The sequence below is a fragment of the Nocardia sp. NPDC051911 genome (genome assembly GCF_040681035.1).
Taxonomy (GTDB): domain Bacteria; phylum Actinomycetota; class Actinomycetes; order Mycobacteriales; family Mycobacteriaceae; genus Nocardia; species Nocardia sichangensis.
Genome location: NZ_JBFAXY010000033.1, coordinates 49749 through 68653 on the forward strand (window position 1 = coordinate 49749; position 18905 = coordinate 68653).

Below are 18905 nucleotides of genomic sequence, written 5' to 3' on the forward strand. Positions count from 1 at the left end.
TGGAGGTGTCGTCGTGCTGAAATCGACCGCATCGGGGGTCTCGGGACCGCTGCTGGTGGTGCTGGGGCTGCTGTCGGCGGTGGCGCCGTTCGCGACCGACATGTATCTGCCGTCGTTCACCGGGTTGGCCGCCGACCTGCACACCGGCGCGTCGAGCGTGCAACTGACACTGACGACCTTCCTGATCGGGTTGGCGCTGGGGCAGCTCGTCATCGGGCCGCTGTCCGACCGGTTCGGGCGGCGGCGGCCGCTGTTGCTGGCCACGGCGACCGCGACCGTCATGACGGTGCTGTGCGCGCTGGCGCCGAACATCTGGCTGCTGGTCGTGCTGCGCTTCGCACAAGGGTTTTCGGGCGCGGCCGGGATCGTGATCGGCCGCGCAGTGGCGGCCGACCGCGTGAGCGGCGCGGCGGCCGCGCGGATCTTCACGCTGTTCGCCAGCATCGGAGGCATCGCGCCGGTGGTCGCGCCCCTGCTGGGCGGTGCGCTGGTTCCGGTCGGCTGGCGCAGCGAGTTCTGGGTCCTGAGCGCGATCTTCCTGGCGATGTTCTGCGGCGCCCTGCTCGTGGTGCCGGAATCGCTGCCCGCCGACCACCGCCACGTCGGCGGGCTCGCCACCACCGGCCGCGTGGTGCGGACCCTGGTGGCCGATCGCGGCTACCTCGGGTACACCCTCGTGTTCGCGCTCGGCTTCGCCGGGTTGATGGGCTATATCTCGGCGTCCCCGTTCGTGATCGAGAACGTGCTCGGGCTGTCGACCGCCGAGTACACGGTGGTCTTCGCCGTCAACGCGCTGGGCATGATGGCCGTCGGCGTGCTCAGCTCGCGGCTGACCAAGCGTTTCCGCCCGCAGTCGATCCTGTCGGCCGGGCAGGGCGTGATCCTGGTCCTGTGCGTCGCGCTGCTGGTTCTGTTCGCCGCGGGCGCCTCGGCGGCGCTGATCCTGCCGGTGCTGTTCGTCCTGGTCAGCTCGTTCACGACGATTCTCGGCACGGCGAGCGCGCTGGCCGTCGGCCGGGCCCCGCATGCCGCGGGCAGCGCCTCGGCCTTGTTGGGCGCGCTCCAGTTCCTGCTCGGCGCCCTGGTGTCCCCGCTGGTCGGGCTCGGCGGCACCGCGACCGGAATCCCGATGGCGGTCACCATCGTGATCAGTGCCGTGCTCGCGCTCGCCGCCCGGCTACTCGTCCGTGGCTCGGGTCCGGTCATGGCGGTGCGACGCGAAACCGACACCGTCGCCGTATGATCCGCCGCTCCCAGAGGAGCGGGCGCGGCAGGTTCGGCTTCAGTCGTTCTCGGGAGCGGCGATCGTGAGGACCGCGTCGGCGATATGCGGGTTGCGTTCGAGTTCGCGCTCGAGCGCGCGCAGCGTGAGGGCGATGCTCGACTCGGCCGGGTCGCCGACCAGGTCGACGCTCGCGACGAGGAAGACCTGCCGAGGGCCGACGTATTCCAGGCGCACGAAGCGCACCGAGGCCACTTCGGGCATCTCCTCGATGCGGGCCGCCGCGGCGGCGCGGAGTTCGGGCGAGGCGGGCTCACCGGTCAGGAAGCGCCGGTTACGGTCGATGAGCACTACGGCGATCACCCCGAGCAGCACGCCGACGAGCACCGATCCGAGTGCGTCCCAGGCCGCCACGCCGGTGAGCTGGTGCAGCCCCATTCCCGCGAAGGCGATGACGATGCCGATCAGTGCGGCGCTGTCCTCCGCGAAAACCGCGCGCAACGTCGGATCGGAGGTCTTCAGTACGTACTCGAGGATGTCTTGATCGAAGCTCTCCGCCTCGCCGCCGAGTTGCCGCGTGGCCTGTAGCCACGAGGTTCCCTCCAAGACGAAGGCGATTCCGAGTACGAGGTAGGCGATCGCGTAATCCTGTCCACCTCGACCTTCGTGCAGCAGTTCGGTGATCCCGTGCCACACCGACACCGCGGCGCCCGCGACGAACAGTCCCACCGCCGCCAGCAACGACCAGACATATGCCTCGCGTCCGTACCCGAGGGGTCGTTTCGCGTCCGCGGTGCGAGCGCTTCGACGGTTGGCTACGAGCAGGAAGATCTGGTTGCCGGTGTCCGCCCAGGAATGTGCGGCTTCGGCGACCATGGACGCCGAGCCGGACAGCGTCGCGGCGACCGTTTTGGCCACCGCCACCGCGACGTTCGCGCCGAAGGCGACGAGCACCGTGCGAGTGCTCTCCCCACCGGCGGTGGGTGCGGATCTCTCGTCGTGGAAAGCGTTCGCTCGCTCCATCTACGCCAGTGTGGCACGACCCCGCCGACTCTGTTTGCCGCACCATGCGTGGGGTATGCGCGGGTCGTGATCAGGCACGACCGTATAGCCGAACCCTGGGGCCACCGGACGCCGTACGAACCGGGAAAGCCGTGGCCCGCCCGCGTGGACATGCATCTGGCGGACGGAGTCCGGGAGCAGGACGTCGACGAGTGGGTACAGTCGGCGTCGATCCTGCACAGCAACGGTGATGCGCTGGACATCGCCGTCAAGGACGGCGGCATCGTCGGGGTCCGTGGACGCGCGGGAGACCGGGTCAATCACGGTCGGCTCGGCCCGAAAGACCTGTTCGGATGGCAGGCGAACGCGTCACCCGACCGGCTGACCAGGCCGCTGATCCGTGTCGGCGGGCGCTTGGTCGAGACCGACTGGGACACGGCGATGAACCGCGTCGTCCGGCGCAGCAAGGAGCTGCTCGCCGAGCAGGGGCCCAGTGCGCTGGGTTTCTACACCAGCGGGCAGCTGTTCCTGGAGGAGTACTACACCCTCGGTGTGATCGCGCACGGGGCGATCGGCACCAACCATCTCGACGGCAACACGCGGTTGTGCACCGCCACCGCGGCCCAGGCACTCAAAGAGTCGTTCGCCAGTGACGGCCAGCCCGGCAGCTACACCGATGTCGACCACGCCGACGTCATCGCGTTGTTCGGACACAACGTCGCCGAAACCCAGACCGTCCTGTGGACGCGCATGCTCGACCGCCTGGCCGGAGCGCAACCCCCGGCGTTGCTGTGCGTCGATCCGCGCCCGACACCCGTAGCCAAGGCCGCGACCGTGCATCTGGCTCCGCTGCCGGGAACGAATGTCGCGCTGATGAACGGATTGCTGCGCGAGATCATCGAGCACGACTGGATCGACCGCGACTACATCGACGCCCACGCCGTCGGATTCGACGAATTGGCCTCGGCGGTGGCCGACTACACCCCGGAGCGGGTGGCCGAGATCTGCGGCGTCGCCGCCGCGGACGTGCGCAGGGCGGCCGAGTTGCTGGGCACCGCGCGACGACTGCTGTCGACCGTGTTGCAGGGCTTCTACCAATCCCACCAGGCGACGGCGGCTGCGGTGCAGGTCAACAACATTCACATCCTGCGCGGGATGCTCGGCAAGCCGGGGTGCGGGATATTGCAGATGAACGGCCAACCCACCGCCGAGAACACCCGGGAGTGCGGGGCGGACGGCGACTTGGCCGGTTTCCGCAATTGGGCCAACGACGAGCACGTCGCCGAATTGGCGAAGTTGTGGAATATCGAGACGCACCGGATTCCGCACTACGCGCCCCCGACGCACGCGATGCAGATCTTCCGCTACGCGGAGCAGGGCACGATTCGAATGCTGTGGATCAGCGCCACCAATCCGGCGGTGTCACTGCCGCAATTGGGTCGCATCCGGTCCATTCTCGCTCAGGAGAGACTGTTTCTGGTGGTGCAGGATCTGTTCCGCACCGAAACCGCCGAACTCGCCGACGTCGTCCTTCCCGCGGCGACCTGGGGCGAGAAGACCGGGACCTTCACCAATGCCGATCGGACCGTGCACATCTCCGACAAAGCGATCGACCCACCCGGTCAGGCGCGAGCGGACCTGGACATCTTCCTCGACTACGCCCGGCGCATGGACTTCCGGGACAAAGACGGCGACCCATTGCCGCCGTGGCGCGACCCGGAATCGGCGTTCGAGGCTTGGAAGAAGTGCAGTGCCGGGCGGCCTTGTGACTACACCGGGATCACCTACGAACGCCTGCGTGGCGGCAGCGGCATCCAATGGCCCTGCAACGACGAGCATCCCGACGGGGCCGAGCGACAGTATGAAAACGGCGAGTTCTTCGCTTCCCCGCAGTACTGCGAAAGCTACGGCAAGGACCTGGTCACGGGAACGCCGGTGGAACCGACCGAGTATCGCGCACTCAATCCCGATGGCAAGGCGATCATCAAGGCCGCCCGCTATGTGCCGCCGCACGAGCAGCCCGGCGACGACTATCCCTTCGCCCTGATCACCGGCCGCACCCTCTACCACTTCCACACTCGCACCAAGACGGCGCGTGCGCCGCAGTTGCAGGCGGCCGCCCCGCAGGTGTGGGTGGAACTGTCTACCGAGGACGCGACGAAACTCGGCGTGGCCGAAGGCGATATGGTGCGGATCTCCTCGCCACGCGGCGCGATCCGGGCACGGGCGCGAATCACCGGCATTCGCACCGGCGTGCTGTTCGTGCCGTTCCACTACGGCTACTGGGATGATCCCGCAGGTGCGCACGAGCACGAGCGGGCAGCCAACGAAATGACCATCACCGACTGGGATCCCGCCTCCAAACAGCCGATCTTCAAGACCGCCGCCGCCGAGCTCGAACGGCTCGCGGGCGCCGACGGGCATCCGGCGCCTGCCCCCACCACCACCGCGTCCGCGCCGATCACGTCCGGGATCGCCGCCACCGTGGGCGGGACCGCGGCACTCGACGACGAAGAACTGCTCGAGGTCCCGAACCGATGAAACTCCGCATCGCGCTGCGCGAATTGCACCGATCCGAGCGCAAACTCGCCCGGGAGTTGTCCGCGATCTCCGCACGCCACGTCACCGAACACGAAATCCGGCACGTGGCGTTGGACATTCGGAGCTGGTCCCTCGACCACATCGCCGACCTTGCCGACGCGAGCCGCCGATACGGGCTGAAGCTGCGCCCCGAGCCCCGCACCGACGCCCTCGGCGCGGGTCTGCAAGAACGTCTGAGCGCCCGGTTGGGCCGTCGGCCGGAACCGGCCCTGCTTCTGCTCGCCGATCTGCGCCGTCTGCACCGCGTCGCGGCGGGCGTGTCCCTCGACTGGGAACTGCTGGCCCAAGGAGCCCAAGCGGCACAGGACCTCGAATTGGTCGACCTCTGTCAGCGCTGCCACCCGCAAACGCTGCGGCAACTGCGCTGGGCGAACGGGATGCTGAAGACACTGTCGCCGCAGGCATTAGTGAGCTGACGACCGCACGGCCGCTCATCTGTCACCAGTCCACGGGAGCTTCCAACGCCGTGAAGCCACCGCGCTGCGGTTTTGGTTGTGCTATCAACTTTGGTTCCCCATCGGCGTTCTCGCACTTATAATGGGCCAACACATAACGGCACGTTATATAGGTGCACGGTGGTGAGACTGGGTCGGCGGTTCCTCCCACCTCGACGATGGGATTCGACATGGTCGGGAGTTCAGCAGAACCGTCGGACTGGTCCGTCGAGCGCAAGGGCGCCGAATGGGTCGCGGACGAGGAACGTCGAGGCAAGCCACGCGCCTTGTTCTGGCCGTGGGCGGGCACCAGCTGCAATGTGGTCCTGGTGTCGTTCGGTCCGTACGTCACCGCGCTCGGCCTGGACTGGCATGTGGCGGCGCTGGCCGCGGCGGTGGGCGCGGTGCTCTCCTTCCTGCTGCTCGGCTTGGTGTCGCTGGCCGGGCAGCAAGGGGGAGCGGCGACCATGGTGGCCGGCCGCGCCGCGTTCGGGTTCCACGGCAACAAGATTCCGGCACTGCTGAGCTACCTGGCGTTGGTCGGATGGGAGACCTTCTCGGCGGTGCTGGCGACCCTCGCGGCCCGCACGGTGGCACACCGGCTCGACCCGGATATGGACACCGCACCGCTCATGGTCGTCACTCTCGTCACTGTCATCGTGGTGACCACGGTGATCGGAATCTACGGCTGTCACGTGATCCTGCGGATCCAGAAGTGGTTCGCCCTCGCATTCACCGCGCTGTCGGTGGTCTATGTAGTGCTGACGCTGCCCAGGATCTCGTTCGCGACGCACGGACAGGTCAGCGTGGGCGCGTTCGTGGGCGGGGTGATGCTGGTCGCCAACACGCTGGGCTTGAGCTGGGTCAACTGCGCGGCCGACTACACCCGCTACCTGCCCCGCACCGCAGGCAAACGCGCGCTGGTCGGCTGGATCACGTTCGGTGGCACCGCTCCCGCCCTCGTTCTGATGGGACTCGGCACGGTGCTCGCGGCGGGGGATCCGGACATCGCGGCGACGGCGGCCACCGATCCGATCAGCGCGCTGTCGGCCCACTTGCCCACCTGGTTTCTGGTGCCCTACCTGATCCTGGCGCTGGTGGGCTTCGTGTCGGGCTCCATCATCGGCCTCTACTCCTCCGGGCTCGCGCTGCAGACGTTGGGCGTCCGGATATCCCGGCACTACACCGTTCTGATCGACGCGGCCCTGATCGCCGCTGCCGGCGGCTATGTGGCATTCGCGGCCCCCGGGTTCTTCGCTCCGTTCCAGGCGTTCCTGACCACCACCGGTGTGGTGATGGCCGCATGGACCGGAATCTTCGTGGTCGACCTGTGGCAGCGTCGCCGCGTCGGCTACGACCGGACGGCCCTGTACAGCCCGGTCGGCGGCTACGGCAAGGTGAACCGCGTCGGAGTCGGCTGTCTGATCGTCGCGACCATCGCCGGGCTCGGCTTGGTCACCTCGCCCGATCCGCATGTCGGCCCGCTGCTCGGCTACCTGTTCACGCCTGCCGCCCGCGCGGGTGGCCTGGGCAGCAGCAACCTAGGGGTATTCGTCGCGCTGGTCTCGGCGAGCGTGGGATACGCGGCGCTGCATCGGGTAAGTCCGCTCGCGCAGGCGAGCGCGACCGAGCGGGTCGAGGACCGCGAACCGGAACCGGATCGAGTCCCGGTGTAGAAAGAACGCCGTATCGACTGGTGGTGCGGGCTTTTCGCCGCGACGGTCACACGTGCGCGGCGATCCGCCGATCGATCACCGACAGCGTGAACTCTCCCCATCGGATGTTCTCCTGCTCGAAGGAGATTCCGCGCAGCAGTGTGAGATAGGGGCCGACCCGCTCGGCCTCGGCCAGGTACGCCTGCTCGCTGCGGCCGTCCAGCAACCGGGAACGCAGGCGTTCGTAGCGGGCCAGTTTCGACTTGGACCACTCCAGCTTGTCCGCTACCGCGGCACGCACGGCGGGGGCGTCCTCGACGTCCATGCCCTGCACCTTCACCATCATCTCGTCGCGGATGGCGGTGGGCTTGGCCGGCTTCTCGACGAATTCGTGGAGAGCCGCGCGCCCGGCGGGGGTGATGGCGTGCAGGCGCTTGTTGGGCCTGCGTTCCTGCTGCACGACCCGGGTCTCGATGAGGCCATCGGCCGCCATCCGCTCCAGCTCCTTGTACAGCTGCTGGGGCGTGGCCATCCAGAAGTTGGCCACCGAGGCGTCGAAGCTCTTGGCCAGGTCGTAGCCGGAAGCCTCGCCCTCCAGCAGGGCGGCCAGCACCGCGTTACGTAGCGCCATCGGCTCAGGCTACCACTCGAGAAGATTAATCAAATATCTGTCCTTCGAGCTATGGACAGGTCGACTCGACCTGGATACGGTTCAAGTTACCTATTAAATTTCTTGAGTATAGGAGGTGGGAGATGCACCCCTTCCGCGTAGCCGTGGAAGCTCGTGACGAGGCCGCCATCGAGGCGCTGCTGGCCGACAACGTGGTGTTCACCAGTCCGGTGGCATTCCAGCCGTACCCGGGCAAGGCGATCACCGCGGCCATCCTGCGCGCGGTGATCCGCGTGTTCGGAGATTTCCGCTATGTGCGCGAGATCGCCGACGCGGACGGTCGTGATCACGCGTTCGTGTTCGAGGCCACCGTCGACGGCAAGCGGCTGACCGGCTGCGACTTCCTGCACTTTGACGAGGACGGCAAGATCGACGACTTCATGGTCATGGTGCGTCCGCTCTCGGCGGCACAGGCCCTCGCGGCGCGTATGGGTGAGCAGTTCGAGCGGATCAAGGCCGAGGCCGCCGCGCAGCTCGAGCGGGAAGCCGCCGGAGCGTGAGCGACTACGACGCCATCGTCATCGGCGCGGGCAATGCCGGGCTGACCGCCGCCGCGACCCTCCAGCGCGCGGGCGCGCGAACCCTCCTGCTCGAGCGGCACAATATTCCCGGGGGCTGCGGAACATCCTTCCGCCGTGGACGTTTCGAGTTCGAGGTCGCGTTGCACCAGCTGTCCGGCGTTGGCATCGATGGTCAGCCGATGTCGTTGCGAGAAGGGCTGTTCCAGCAACTCGGCATCGCCGACAAGCTGGAGTTCGTGCAAGAACACGACCTCTATCGTGCCGTGATTCCCGGCCGGCTGGATCTCACCTTGCCCGCGGACTGGGACGGCGCGGTCGCCGCCATCGAGGCCGAGTTCCCCGGCAACCGCGACCGGGCCGCGAAATTCTTCGACCTGATCCGGCAGGTGAGCTTTTGGCAGATCGCCGCCATGCGGAGGATGCCGGTCGAGCAGATCGACCCGGTGCTGTTCGAGTACGGATTGCGGCCGTTGAAGGACGTGCTCGACGAGTTCTTCGATGACGACCGCATCAAGGTCGCGCTTGGCATGTACTGGACCTATCTCGGGCAGCCGCCGTCGAGACTGCGATTCCAGGATCTGGCGCTGACACTGTTCGCCTACTTCGAGTTCAAGCCCTGGCATGTGCGCGGTGGGTCGCAGGCGATGTCCACCGCCATCCTCGACGCCTTCCTCGCCGCGGGGGGCGAAGTGCGGTTCAACACCGGCGTCGAGGCCGTTCTCACCGAATCCGGCCGGGTTCTGGGTGTGCGGCTGGAAGACGGTTCGGAGGTCACCGCTGCCGACGTCATCTCCAACGCGTCGCTGCCGACCACCTACGGCATGCTCGAAGGCATCGACGTGCCCGCCGAGGTGCGCAACGATCTGGCCACCAGGCGAATCGGTGTCTCCGGCTTCGTGCTGCACATGGGTCTGGACGCGACTCCGGCCGAATTGGGTTTCACCACCAGCACGACGTTCGTCAACATGGACGCCGACGACGACCGCACCTACCGGGCGTGGAAATCGTTCGAGCCCGCGCGGGGCATCTGCGTCAGCTCCTACGATGTCGCGCCGATCGGATTCGCGCCCGCCGGCGCCACGCACGTCAGCCTGATGACGTTGCAGTACGCCGACATCTGGAAGAACATCGCCGCATCGGAGTACGCGCGCACCAAGTTCGCCTACGCCGAAACCCTGCTCGACCTGTGCGAAACCGTCACCCCCGGCATCCGCGACGCCATCGAAGAGGTCGACGTCGCGACACCGTTGACCATGATGCGCTACCTGGGGCATCCGGGCGGCGCGATCTACGGCTACGACCAGGACGCCACCGAAGGCTGGCTGTTCCGCGACAGCGAACGCCGAACCCATGTTCCCGGACTCCATCTGGCCGGCTCCTGGGCCGGGATCGGCGGATTCCAGCCCACCCTGGAGGCCGGTGCGCGCGTCGCCCGCCGTCTCCTGCGCTCCAAAGCCGCCTGATCGGAGGACACTACGTGAAGCACCCACTCGCAGAACGGTTCGACGGGGCGGCGGAGATCCTCGCCGAGATCGATGCCCGCGTCCCCGATACGCGCGACTACTCCGCAGAAACACGCGCAACCATCGACGCCTACCACCCCAAGCGGCTGCGGTTGGTGGTCACCGCGATCATCGAGGAGACCGCCACCGCCAAGACCTTGCGACTCGAGCGCGCCGACCGGTTCGAGCTGCCGCCCTTCCTGGCGGGCCAGTACGTGAACGTCTTCATCGACGGCACCAGCCGCCCGTTCGCGATCTCCTCCAGCCCGTCCCGGCTGACCCACTACGACCTCACCGTCCGCCGTGTCCCCGGCGGACGCGTCAGCAACCTGCTCGTCGACACCGCCGAGATCGGGCAGGTGCTCACCACCACCGGCCCGATGGGCACCTTCCACCACAACCCGCTTTTTCACGGCAACGACGTGGTGTTTCTCGCGGGCGGTTCGGGCGTGGCTCCGGCCATGAGCATGATTCGTGAGATCGCCGATCTGGGTCTCGATCGCGCCTTCCACCTGATCTACGGCTCCCGCGACGCCTCCGACATCATCTTCGGCGCGGAACTGGACGAGATCGCCGCCACCCACCCCGGCATCGACGTGGACCATGTCATCGCCGAACCCGCCGCCGGCTGGACCGGAGCCACCGGCTTCCTCACCGCGGAAACCATCGACCGGCTGGTGGGCGAACTCGACGGCCGTATGGTCTACGTGTGCGGCCCGCAGGCGCTGTACCCCTACGCCCTCGGGCAGCTCACCGCGCTGGGCCACCCGCGCAAACGCATCCGTTTCGAGGCCAACGGCGCGCCCAGCGATCCCACCGCCCAATCGCACTGGCCCGCCGGTATCGATCCGGCGCAGGAGGTCACCGTCACCGTCGGCAACACCTCCTTCCGCACCCCGCGCAACCGTCCACTTCTAAACGCTCTGGAAGACAACGGTATTCGTCCCGAGGCCGCCTGCCGTTCCGGCGAATGCAGCCTGTGCCGGGTGCGGATTCTGAAGGGTGAGGTGCACAACGCCGAGGAGGCGAAACTCCGGCTCTCCGACGCTCGATTCGATTACACCCATTCGTGTGTGGCCTACCCGATCACCGATGTGGAGCTGGGCTTGTGACCTACCGAACCTATGTCGCGCTCGGCGACAGTCAGACCGAGGGCGTCGGCGACGGCGACGACCGGACCGGATTGCGCGGCCTGGCCGACCGGCTCGCCGAACGCCTGGCGCAGGCCGATCCCGGCCTGCTCTACGCCAATCTCGCGGTTCGGGGCAAACTCGCCCGGCAGATCCGCGCCGAGCAACTCGATGCCGCCCTGGCGCTGCGACCGGACCTCGCGACCGTGGTCGCCGGAGTCAACGACCTGCTGCGGCCGAATTTCGACGCCGACGAGGTCGCCGGACACTTGGACGCGATGTTCGCCGCCCTCACCGCCAACGGCGCGGTCGTGGCGACGTTGACCTTCCCCGACCTCGCGCGCATCACCCCGCTCGCGCGCCCGCTCGGCGGTCGCGTCACCGCGCTCAACCAGCGCATCCGCGCCTCGGCGGCACGGCACGGCGTCGTCCTCGCCGAAACCGCCCACCACGCCGCCGTCACCGATCCCCGCCTGTGGAGCACCGACCGGCTACACGCCAACTCGCTCGGACATCAGCGCATCGCCGACGCTCTCGCACACGCCTTGGGTCTACCCGGCGCCGACGAAAGCTGGGCCGCGCCCTTGACGCCGCCGCTGCCCGCCGACACCCGAATGGCGACGGTGAGGAGCGAAATACGTTGGGCCGCAACCTTCCTAGGTCCTTGGCTCGGTAGGCGGCTCACCGGACGCTCCTCCGGCGACGGACGTACCGCCAAACGCCCGCACCTCCTCCCGGTGCACGGCCGCACGGCGACCGCCGCGCCCACGGAACGGTTCCAGCCGTGACCACGGTGTCGGGGCGCTCTGTGCGGGCTCGTATTGCCGCTCGTCGGTTCCCCAGCACTCTCCCGCGAGACGAGCGCCGCTTACCCGGCAGGTAATCGACTGTGGTCGATCGCCATGCCACGATCACGCTATGACCGCTTACGCCATAGCTCACCTGCAGGACGCCGCCGCGCACCCGGAGATCGCGGACTACATGGAACGTCTTTCGTCGACCCTCGAGCCGTATGGCGGCCACTACCTCGTGCACGCGACACCGCACGAGGTGAAAGAAGGCAGCTGGCCCGGCGCCGTGGTGATGCTGGGCTTCCCCGGGATCGCCGAGGCGCGAGCGTGGTGGGACTCGCCCGCGTACCGGGAGATCGCACCGCTGCGCACGCGGCACATCGAGGGTGACCTCATCCTCGTCGAAGGTGTCCCCCCCGGCTACGCCCCGACCGCCGCCGTGAAAGCCATCCGGGAGGCCGTGTCCGCCGACTAGCCGCTTCCCGCACCGGGCAGACGCACGGTGAATGCGGTGTGGCCGGGTTCGCTGGCCACCGAGATGTCACCGCCGTGCGCCTTGACGACCGCCGCGACGATCGCCAGACCGAGGCCGGTGCTGCCCGCCCGCCGTGAGCGCGACGAGTCGCCGCGCGCGAAACGCTGGAACACCGTCGGCTGCAAGGTTTCCGGGATTCCGGGTCCGTCGTCGGTCACCCGCAGCACGGCTCCTCCGTCGCCGTGGAATTCCAGCGAGGTGAGCACCGTTGTGCCAGGGCCGGTGTGGACCCGCGCGTTGGTCAGCAGGTTCGCCAGCACCTGATGCAGCCGGGCCGCGTCACCGGTGGTCACCACCGGCTCGTCGGGCAGCTCCAGATCCCAGTGATGTTCTGGTCCCGCGATGTGCGCGTCGCTCACCGCGTCCACCGTGAGCTGGGTCAGATCCACCGGTTCGTGTTCGAGCCCGCGCCCGGAATCCAGCCGGGCCAGCAGCAGCATGTCCTCGACCAGACCCGTCATCCGCCGGGACTCGGACTCCACCCGGGCCATCGCATTGGCCGCCTCGCCGGGCACCTCGGCTCGTTTGCGTTGCGCCAGTTCGGCATAGCCGCGGATGGCGGCCAGCGGGGTGCGCAGCTCGTGGCTGGCGTCGGCGAGGAATTGCCGGACCCGGGTCTCGCTGTCGTGGCGTGCCGACAACGCACCCGTGATGTGATCGAGCATCCGGTTGACCGCCGCGCCGAGCTGTCCGACCTCGGTGCGCGGATCGGCGTCCGCGACCGGAACCCGGACGGGCACTACCACCTCGCCGCGCCGCAGTTCGAGTCCGGCCACCCGCGCGGCCGTCGCCGCGACCCGATCCAGCGGCGCGAGAGCGTGCCGGATGAGCCAGATGCCGACCAGTGTCGCGACGATCGAGACGACCGCCGTGACGATCGCCAAGATCAACAGAACACGCAACAGCGTCGCGTCGACGGCGGTCAACGGCAGGCCGGTGACGACGATGTCGCCCGACCAGGTGGTGTCCGCGACCACTCGATACCGGCCTTGGCCGCGGAGATCGACGTCGACCGGCTTCCCGTTGGCCGCCACCGCGGCGAGCTGCTCTTGCGCGGCCCGCGACAACGCTTCTTGAGTGCCGTCGGCCGCGTTGCGGCCCGCCTTGGCGACGTTACCTTCGTGGACGATGGCGCCGATCATGTCGGGCTGGATACCGCGCCGGTTGAGGAAGTCGGGTCCCGGGCCGTTGTTCGGCGGCGGTGGCGGGGGTGGAGGCAGCGGCGGCGGCTGCTCACCGCTGGGGCGGGGGCCCAGGCTCGGGCCACCGCCGACCTCGCCGAGCGAACGCTTCTGCACATCGATCAGTTCGGTGTCGAGTTGGTGTACCAGGAACTGGCGCAGCGCGAATTCGGTCGCGGCGCCGATACCGACGACCACGATCACCAGTAACAGCACCTGCCCGACCAACAGCCGTGCCCGCAGCGACCAGCGCCGTGGCATCAGCACCCGGCGCGCCGCCTCAGCCTGCGGGCTTGAGGACATACCCGGCACCGCGCAGGGTGTGGATCATCGGCGCGCGTCCACTATCGATCTTCTTCCGCAAGTAGGAGACATACAGCTCGACTATGTTGGACCGGCCGCCGAAGTCGTAACTCCACACCCGATCCAAGATCTGTGCCTTGCTCAGTACCCGTTTCGGGTTGCGCATGAAGAACCGGAGCAATTCGAACTCGGTGGAGGTCAAGACGATCACATCGCCCGCTCGGGTGACCTCGTGACTGTCTTCGTCCAGCACGAGATCACCGACCACCAGCTGCGCGTCACTGTTCTCGGTGGCGACGCCGGTTCGGCGCAGGAGCGAGCGCAGCCGCAGCACCACCTCCTCGATGCTGAAGGGCTTGGTGACGTAGTCGTCGCCGCCCGCGGTCAGCCCGGCGATGCGGTCCTCGACCGAGTCCTTGGCGGTCAGCAAGAGCACCGGCAGGTCCGGATATTGTGCGCGTAGTTTGCCCAGCACCTCCAGGCCGGTCATGTCCGGCAGCATCACATCGAGCACAACCACATCGGGGCGGGCCCCGCGGGTCTTGGCGACGGCGGTCCGGCCGTCACCCGCGGTAGTGACCTCCCATCCCTCGTAGCGCAACGCCATCGACATCATCTCGGCCAGAACGGGCTCGTCGTCGACCACGAGCACGGTGATCGGGCTGCCGTCGGCGCGGCGCATGACAATTCGTTCGGCCGGCCCGTTCCCGGTGGTCGTCGCGGACATCGTTTCACCATGGCGAGTAACGCTTGGGGTCCGCTGTGGTGCGGCTATGTGTTTGCTGTGAGGGTGCGACCAGCGGAAACGGGCTCGCGCGGCGGAGGTGCGGGTATGCGAAGCCGGTCGGTTCACAGCTGGCCCATAGCTTCCGCCAACGAGGGACAAATGTTGAGACTCAACGATTCTCGCGTCGGCCGCAGAGCAGTGGCCGACGGTTTCGGACCTGATCCGACAACAGGAGGAACGCAGATGAGTTTCACATCGAAGCTGGCAATGAGCGCCGTGGCCGGTGCGCTCGCGCTCGGCGCCCTCGGCATCGGAGCCGGTGTGGCCGGCGCTGATGCGCCCCAGGGCCAGGGACCGGTGCCCGGACAACAGTGCCCGCCTCCCGGCGATCACCAGGGTCCTCCGCCCGGTGATCACCAGGGCCCGCCTCCTGGCGATCACCAGGGTCCTCCGCCCGGTGATCACCAGGGCCCGCCGCCCGGTGACCGTCAGGGTCCTCCGCCCGGTGATCACCCGGACGGCCCGCCGCCGCAGTGCCAGCCCGGACAGTGATCCGCTGCACCTCACAACACATGAGCTGAACAACTGAACAGATCGAGCGCAGCGGCGGACCGAACGTCCACCGCCGCGCTCGGCGTATCCGCGGTGCACTGTGGTGGTCCGTGCAGGGTCGCGTATCCGGCCAACTGCGCGGCGTAGCGCGAATCCGGATCTTGCATCGTGATGTCCTCGGTGCTCGGGCCAGGCGTCCGCGAATCGCCTCCACCGTCGTCGTGGACCGACCCCGTCGGCTGTGCGGTGGATTGCGGCCTCCCCATAGGGTTGTGACCGACGGGCGGGTCCGCCGAGAGGAGTTGCCGATGGACGCCGAACACTTCCTGCCGTTCCGTAAGAGCGCGGTGATATCGCTGTGCGCCGACGAACTCCCCGAAGCGGAGCGCGAGTCGTTCGTGGAGTTCGCGCGTCTGCTGGCGGCGTTGGTGCACAACGAGTTCCATGTGCGCGGTGAGGCTGTGCTCGATGCCTATCAAGTGGTCGATCCAGCGGAGGACGAACGGGCGATCCGTGTTGCCACCCCCGAGCACCGGGCCGCCGCGCGGGCGCGGGTGGAGAGCGAGCTGGTCGCGCTGGCCGAGTCGGCGGATTTCACGCGCATCGATGCCGCTGAGATCGATCGCGCGTTCGCCGAGCACTCGCTGGTGAAGGTGCGATTGGAAGTCGACGCGGACGACATCGAAACGGCGATGTTCTTCCGCCGCGGGGTCGCGCAGCGCACCGAGCAGGTGCGGTGGCTGTTCGGTCTACGGCGGCGCAGCATCGAATTCACCAGCTACGGCAAGGTTCTGGTGTACGTCGCGTTCACCGAGCGCGCGGAGGCGGTCGCGGATCGGCCCAACGGCGGTGTGCTGCTGAAGTTGTTCCAGAACGTCCCGAGAAACGACCTCGAGATGCTGTATCCGAGCGTTCGCGTGCGGATGCGGCCACTGGACAAACTGCTGATCGGTGTGCCCGCGGTGGTCTCGGGGATCGTCGTGGTCGCCACCAAGCTGGTCGCTTCGTTGGGGCCGCTGCTCTTGCTGCTGGCGTTCTGGGTGGGGTTGCGCGAGGAATCCGTGCGGCTGGATCAAGCCACGCTGGTGACCCTCGGCGCCGGGTTGGCTGCCTTCGGCGGTTATCTGGTGCGTCAGTTCGCCAAGTTCAAGAACCGCAAGATCAAGTTGATGAAGACGCTGTCGGAGCATCTCTATTTCCGCAACCTCGACAATGATGCGGGAGTGTTCCACCATCTGCTCGGTGCCGCCGAGGATTCGGAGGTGAAGGAAGCCGTGCTGGCATACCACTTCCTGCGCACCGCCGATCGGCCGCTCACCGCCACCGAACTCGATCGGCGCGTGGAGGACTGGTTCCGGCGGCAATGGGGGACGACCTTCGATTTCCAGATCCGCGACGGACTGCGCAGACTCCGGAGGTGGGAACTTCTCGTCGAGGACGAGCACGGCACGCTGAGCGCCGTGCCGCCGACCGAGGCGAAACAGCGGCTCGACCATCACTGGGACAACCTTTTTTCCATGTCCGCCAACCGGCTGACGAAGGCGTGAGCCTGTGCAACCAGGCCGCCGAGCCGACGGTGTCGGCGGCGAGTTCGGCGAGCTTGTTCGAATGCTCAGTGAACTGCGGCTGACGCGAACACAGGCCTATTCAGGAAACCGGCGGCCAACCGACCGGCACAGTTCAACCACTGCTCACGGAGTGGCACGGTTGTCTCGACAACGTCGAGCCCGTCGAACATAGGTTTCGTCGATGCGTCTACCGGCGAGCGCATTTCGGGATCATGCCGTTATGGACGTGCCCTCGAGCGCGTCTACACGATGCGCGGCGAGGACAACGGCACCCAGTCGAGCGGAGTCAGGGCCGTTTGATCACCGCCGCGGGCAAGGGCTTGACATTGCCCCAGGGGCAGGGTTCGAGCATGGTGGCATGAACGAGATGAACACGGAATTGGCCGAATTCGTCGCGGCGTCGGCCGGAACGTTGGGCGTACCGGGTGTCGCGGTCGGGGTGACGGTCGGCGGTCGAGAAGATTTCGCTTGCCACGGGGTTACGAGTGTGGTCAACCCGCTTCCGGTCGACCGGGACACGATGTTCGTGGTCGGGTCGGTGAGCAAGACGTATACGGCGACCGCATTGCTGCGGTTGGTCGCCGAGGGACGGGTGGAGTTGGACGCGCCGGTGCGGCGGTACGTCCCGGAATTCGCCCCTGCCGATGCGGCCACGGACGAGATCACTGTGTTGCGGCTGCTCAACCATACGGCCGGGCTGGAATGGAAGCTCGGCGTCGACACGGGCGAAGGAGACGACGCTTTGGCACGGCACGCGGTGAAACTCGCCGAGGCGCGGCTGATCGCGGAACCGGGAGGGCGGGCGTCCTACAGTCAGGCGGGGTTCAATCTGGCAGGCCGGGTCGTCGAGAACGTCACCGGGTCGACCTTCGAACGGGCGGTCGCGTCGCTGTTGTTCGAACCGCTCGGGCTGACACACAGCTGTTATTCCGTCGACGACGTCATGACCCGGCGGTTCGCGGTGGGTCACAACGTCGACGCCGACGGTGTGCTCGCCGTCGCCCGGCAATGGAAGGACAACCGCGCGAACAATCCCGGCGGTGGCGTGGCGACGTCTGTCCGCGATCTGCTGCGCTGGGCGCGGTTCCACCTCGGCGACGGCCGGACCGAGGCAGGCGAGCGCATCCTGCCCGCCGAACTGCTGCACCGGATGCGGGAGCAGACCGTGGAGCTGCGCGGGAGCACCCTGGGTGACGCGCTCGGGATCTGCTGGTTCCTGCGCGAGGTGAACGGTGTCGCGACCATCGGGCACGGCGGGTCGGGCAACGGTCAGTTCGCCGACTTGCTCATCGTGCCGGAGCGCGATTTCGCCGTCGCGGTGACGTCGAACGCGGGCCCGGACGCGGGGCTGGCGTTCAACCGGACCGTGGTGAAATGGGTGCTCGAACACTACCTCGGTGTGGTCGAACGCGATCCGGAGCCGCTGCCCTACGACGTGGCGCGGGCAGGGGAGATCGTCGGGCATTACGAGAACGAGATGATGCGGCTGACGCTCGACACCGACGGGGCAAGGTTGACGATCGAATGCGCCATCAAACCCGAGATCCGTGCCGCCGCGGTGACCGATCTGCCGCCCGACCTGCCACCGGCTACCCTCGGCCTGCTGGCCGGCGACGCGGACGAGTACATCGTCACCGAAGGCGGTCTGCAAGGACAACGCGGGTTCTTCACCCGTGACGATTCCGCCGCCGTGACCGGAATCGATCTCGCCGGTCGCTTGTTCGCCCGGGTGCGATGACGGCGGCGGCACCGAAGGGAGACAGGCGTGATCACGATCGGGCAGCTCGCGCGGTATGCGGGCGTGACGATCAAGGCCGTGCGCGTCTACCACGAACGCGGCCTGCTGCCCGAGCCGCCGCGCGACTCCTCCGGCTATCGCCGCTACAGCGCCGAGGACGCCATCGATCTGGTCAAGATCAAGACATTGGCGCGATCCGGCGTGCCCCTGGCGCGGATCAAGGAATTGCTGACCGCGAATTCCGACGAGTTCGCGGCGGCGATCGCCGAGATCGACCGCATGCTCGCCGAACGCGCCGAGGAGATCCGCCGCACCCGCGAGCAGATCGCCGAACTGGGCTCAGGCGATCGTCTGTTCGTGTCCGCCGATGTCGCCGAATACCTCGCGCGCCTGCGCGAACTCGGGGTGAGCGACCGGGCGGTCCGGATGGAGCGCGACATCTGGATTCTGCTGCAATCGGTCGCTCCGGAACAGGCGTCGGACTGGGTCGCCGACAAGCTCGACGCCATCGACGATCCGCGATTCCGGGCCATCTACCTCGACTACGACGCGGCATTCGACTGGTCCCCTGACGACCCGCGGCTGGTGGACCTCGCCGACCGCACCCGCCGGTGGATCATCGGCAGACGCACCGGAGCCGGCCGGACCACCCCGGCGCTGGATCCGAAACTGGTCCGCCTGGTGAACGAATCCGTCGGAGTCACCTCGCCCGCCTGGGAACGGCTGACGAAGATCGCGCAGAAGGCGACCACCGAGTAGCAACCGCCCGGATC

General features: G+C 67.7%; 17 protein-coding genes. 13 read left to right on the forward strand and 4 right to left on the reverse strand.

Going from position 1 to position 18905, the window contains the following annotated elements; genetic code table 11:
* The first annotated feature begins 13 nt into the window (after positions 1 to 13).
* Positions 14 to 1243, forward strand: a complete 1230-nt coding sequence (locus tag AB0L97_RS31015) for a multidrug effflux MFS transporter (protein WP_364436452.1) — start codon at positions 14 to 16, stop codon at positions 1241 to 1243.
* A 39-nt stretch (positions 1244 to 1282) separates the two neighbouring features.
* Here the strand turns inward: AB0L97_RS31015 and AB0L97_RS31020 are convergent, their stop codons facing one another.
* Positions 1283 to 2245 carry a cation transporter gene (locus AB0L97_RS31020; RefSeq protein ID WP_364436455.1) on the reverse strand — a complete coding sequence of 321 codons (963 nt, stop codon included), beginning with the start codon at positions 2243 to 2245 and terminating at the stop codon, positions 1283 to 1285.
* A 69-nt stretch (positions 2246 to 2314) separates the two neighbouring features.
* Here AB0L97_RS31020 and AB0L97_RS31025 point away from each other — a divergent pair, with 69 nt between their 5' ends.
* The 3 genes from AB0L97_RS31025 to AB0L97_RS31035 all read left to right on the forward strand — a co-directional run bounded on the left by AB0L97_RS31025 (position 2315) and on the right by AB0L97_RS31035 (position 6935).
* A complete protein-coding gene (locus AB0L97_RS31025) occupies positions 2315 to 4765 on the forward strand; it encodes a nitrate reductase (RefSeq protein ID WP_364436534.1) in 2451 nt (816 codons plus the stop codon).
* Complete coding sequence (locus tag AB0L97_RS31030) at positions 4762 to 5241, forward strand: hypothetical protein (protein ID WP_364436458.1); 480 nt, start codon at positions 4762 to 4764, stop codon at positions 5239 to 5241. The genes AB0L97_RS31025 and AB0L97_RS31030 overlap by 4 nt, the downstream gene beginning before the upstream one ends.
* A gap of 209 nt (positions 5242 to 5450) precedes the next feature.
* A complete protein-coding gene (locus AB0L97_RS31035) occupies positions 5451 to 6935 on the forward strand; it encodes a cytosine permease (protein WP_364436461.1) in 1485 nt (494 codons plus the stop codon).
* A gap of 46 nt (positions 6936 to 6981) precedes the next feature.
* Here AB0L97_RS31035 and AB0L97_RS31040 read toward each other — a convergent pair whose 3' ends face one another.
* Positions 6982 to 7545 carry a PadR family transcriptional regulator gene (locus AB0L97_RS31040; RefSeq protein ID WP_355080075.1) on the reverse strand — a complete coding sequence of 188 codons (564 nt, stop codon included), beginning with the start codon at positions 7543 to 7545 and terminating at the stop codon, positions 6982 to 6984.
* Between the two features lie 122 nt (positions 7546 to 7667).
* Here AB0L97_RS31040 and AB0L97_RS31045 point away from each other — a divergent pair, with 122 nt between their 5' ends.
* The 5 genes from AB0L97_RS31045 to AB0L97_RS31065 all read left to right on the forward strand — a co-directional run bounded on the left by AB0L97_RS31045 (position 7668) and on the right by AB0L97_RS31065 (position 12003).
* Positions 7668 to 8084: a nuclear transport factor 2 family protein gene (locus AB0L97_RS31045; RefSeq protein WP_364436465.1), complete on the forward strand. Its 417-nt coding sequence runs from the start codon at positions 7668 to 7670 to the stop codon at positions 8082 to 8084.
* On the forward strand, positions 8081 to 9568 hold the full coding sequence (locus AB0L97_RS31050) for an NAD(P)/FAD-dependent oxidoreductase (RefSeq protein ID WP_364436468.1): 1488 nt from the start codon (positions 8081 to 8083) through the stop codon (positions 9566 to 9568). Before AB0L97_RS31045 ends, AB0L97_RS31050 begins: the two co-directional genes overlap by 4 nt.
* 14 nt (positions 9569 to 9582) lie before the next feature.
* Positions 9583 to 10719, forward strand: a complete 1137-nt coding sequence (locus AB0L97_RS31055) for a 2Fe-2S iron-sulfur cluster-binding protein (RefSeq protein WP_364436471.1) — start codon at positions 9583 to 9585, stop codon at positions 10717 to 10719.
* Complete coding sequence (locus AB0L97_RS31060; RefSeq protein WP_364436474.1) at positions 10716 to 11525, forward strand: SGNH/GDSL hydrolase family protein; 810 nt, start codon at positions 10716 to 10718, stop codon at positions 11523 to 11525. Before AB0L97_RS31055 ends, AB0L97_RS31060 begins: the two co-directional genes overlap by 4 nt.
* Positions 11526 to 11655: 130 nt before the next feature.
* Entirely contained in the window at positions 11656 to 12003 is a 348-nt protein-coding gene (locus AB0L97_RS31065; protein ID WP_355081382.1) for a DUF1330 domain-containing protein, read from the forward strand.
* Here AB0L97_RS31065 and AB0L97_RS31070 read toward each other — a convergent pair.
* Together AB0L97_RS31070 and AB0L97_RS31075 are read right to left on the reverse strand one after the other, a co-directional pair.
* On the reverse strand, positions 12000 to 13547 hold the full coding sequence (locus AB0L97_RS31070; RefSeq protein WP_364436478.1) for a HAMP domain-containing sensor histidine kinase: 1548 nt from the start codon (positions 13545 to 13547) through the stop codon (positions 12000 to 12002). The two genes, AB0L97_RS31065 and AB0L97_RS31070, sit on opposite strands and share 4 nt — an antisense overlap.
* Positions 13525 to 14229 carry a response regulator transcription factor gene (locus AB0L97_RS31075; RefSeq protein WP_364436537.1) on the reverse strand — a complete coding sequence of 235 codons (705 nt, stop codon included), beginning with the start codon at positions 14227 to 14229 and terminating at the stop codon, positions 13525 to 13527. Before AB0L97_RS31075 ends, AB0L97_RS31070 begins: the two co-directional genes overlap by 23 nt.
* Before the next feature lie 328 nt (positions 14230 to 14557).
* On the opposite strand from AB0L97_RS31075, the gene AB0L97_RS31080 reads away from it, so the two are divergent.
* The 4 genes from AB0L97_RS31080 to AB0L97_RS31095 all read left to right on the forward strand — a co-directional run bounded on the left by AB0L97_RS31080 (position 14558) and on the right by AB0L97_RS31095 (position 18891).
* The gene (locus tag AB0L97_RS31080; RefSeq protein WP_364436481.1) at positions 14558 to 14863 is read left to right on the forward strand and encodes a hypothetical protein; all 306 of its coding nucleotides are present in this window, start codon (positions 14558 to 14560) and stop codon (positions 14861 to 14863) included.
* A gap of 271 nt (positions 14864 to 15134) precedes the next feature.
* On the forward strand, positions 15135 to 16373 hold the full coding sequence (locus tag AB0L97_RS31085) for a TMEM143 family protein (protein WP_364436484.1): 1239 nt from the start codon (positions 15135 to 15137) through the stop codon (positions 16371 to 16373).
* A gap of 379 nt (positions 16374 to 16752) precedes the next feature.
* Entirely contained in the window at positions 16753 to 18132 is a 1380-nt protein-coding gene (locus AB0L97_RS31090; protein WP_364436487.1) for a serine hydrolase domain-containing protein, read from the forward strand.
* 27 nt (positions 18133 to 18159) lie between these two features.
* Positions 18160 to 18891, forward strand: coding sequence for a MerR family transcriptional regulator (locus AB0L97_RS31095; RefSeq protein ID WP_356965523.1), 732 nt, complete (start codon positions 18160 to 18162; stop codon positions 18889 to 18891).
* The last annotated feature ends 14 nt before the right edge of the window (positions 18892 to 18905 follow it).